This window comes from Mesorhizobium sp. M2A.F.Ca.ET.039.01.1.1 (genome assembly GCF_003998035.1).
Lineage (GTDB): Bacteria > Pseudomonadota > Alphaproteobacteria > Rhizobiales > Rhizobiaceae > Mesorhizobium.
In genome coordinates this window covers 1-1676 of sequence record NZ_RZRY01001049.1, presented here as the reverse complement: position 1 = coordinate 1676, position 1676 = coordinate 1, and the positions used below count along the sequence as shown (strand labels likewise).

Genomic DNA, 1676 nt, shown 5'->3' with positions numbered 1-1676 from the left:
ACAGATGCGCTATATGTCAAAACAACTGGGGCTGGAGGAAGGCGACACGGTCGTCTTGGCAGATACAGGATATCACGGCAATACGCATCAATATTTGGCCCGGACCTTCAAAGACGAAATGAAAGTCGACATAATGAGCCGCTATGTGGTCGCGTCCGACGAACCTTACCATGCGGCAAACAGCAAAGCGCTCTTTACATCGTCTTGGTGGAATTACGATTTGTTTGAGCAATGCTGCGCAATCAAGGAAGGCGCCGTTGTGGACTATGATGTGGACGGAGAGGCGATTCTTGGTGAAATTATACTTAGTGACAAGCAGTACGAGAAGGTTGCCAAGGTGCAGGCTGAATGCGTTCGCTTCATCGATGATGCGAGGACGTTTTTTACCAAGGCCGGCGTGACGCACGAGTATTCCAATTTGCAGGCGGCGGCCCATGCAGCTCTATTCCGTCATGCCCACATGCCTATTGAAGCGGAGTTGGAATTTTTCAAAGACTTCGAGTACGACGATCTAATGGGGCCACATCGTAAGAAGACAATCTTTCATTTGGAAAGTGCTTGGAAAGATGTAAGGTGCTTACCCTCACCTTATCGGCTGGGTGCATATGAAACGCGCAGCTTGGGGCTTGATTTCACATTCAGCGGTCTGGTGCAAAGAGGACTTAAGCTTGACCTAAACCATGAAGATATGAATGTGCGTTTCTCACCTCTGAAGGTCGCAATTGGGGACACATACGAGTCCAAGGTCGCCTTGCTTAGAGCAAACCATCTGCATGACGGTTATTTCTCCATTGTGCTGCCATATGTAAGCGGCACCAGCGTGAAAATGCTCCTGGGCGAGCACTACGAATGGCTGCAAATCGATGATATACGGGTGTTAAATAAGGATGGGAGCGTGTGTAAGAACGTGTCGGGCTCTCTCGATCTGGAAGAAATCGATCAGGAGGGAGATATTTACCGGTGCCTGTCACAAGCAAGTGCCGCAACAATCCGTCCAGTTGAGTTAGAACAGTTCACGACGCCTTGTTATTGTCATATGATCTTTCGCCCATTGGTTTCGCGGGCATCTGCTCCGACGCTGAGGCGAGGTGCGTCGCAAATAAAGGAGGAAAATTATTGCCTTCATCAAGGTCCGCGGCCAGTGGCTGTATCTCTATCGCGCCATCGATAGCGCCGGCGAGACGTGGAATTTTATTTCAGCGCGCAACATCAACTGCCGTCGGGCAAGCACTTCCTCGGAAAGGCGCTGGACCGTCGTGGCCGGCCCGAGCGCGTCGTCATGGTGGGAGCCAGACCAACCTTGAGGCAAGCGTTTCCTGCGAAGCTACAAATCGCTTACAGGATTGCTCCCGCGCCCGCTAAATCCGGGTTGGTCAACGCCAGTACTTAAAAATCGCATTGAGCAGGACCATCGTAAGCGGTACCTCCCTCTCCCTCCGGGTTACCTGCCGGCTCTGAAGCGGGTCGGCATCCTAAACTGACGCATGGTCTCAACGACGGCCGGAATGTCGGACCATGCATTTCGGCCAGCGAGCGAAGAGGGTGGCACTCGCAAGGTGGGCCGTTATTGTCGACACAGTGGAAGAGGATCGGCAGCAGCCGGGCGTGCTCAATTGTATTGGGCGAGAGCAATCGCGACCAGGCGAGCAGCCGAAGCTTTCATGACGGTATAGAAG

Annotated in this window: 1 protein-coding gene and 1 pseudogene; both read left to right on the top strand. The window is 52.6% G+C overall.

Annotated features, from left to right (window positions below; translation table 11 throughout):
• Positions 1-1171, top strand: a 1171-nt coding sequence (locus EOA24_RS37130) for a hypothetical protein (RefSeq protein ID WP_210213646.1), incomplete at its 5' end; no start/stop codon positions are given.
• Positions 1122-1359, top strand: a pseudogene (locus EOA24_RS37125) (DDE-type integrase/transposase/recombinase); the annotation flags it as partial. The gene EOA24_RS37130 and the pseudogene EOA24_RS37125, both read left to right, overlap by 50 nt.
• Positions 1360-1676 lie beyond the last annotated feature (317 nt).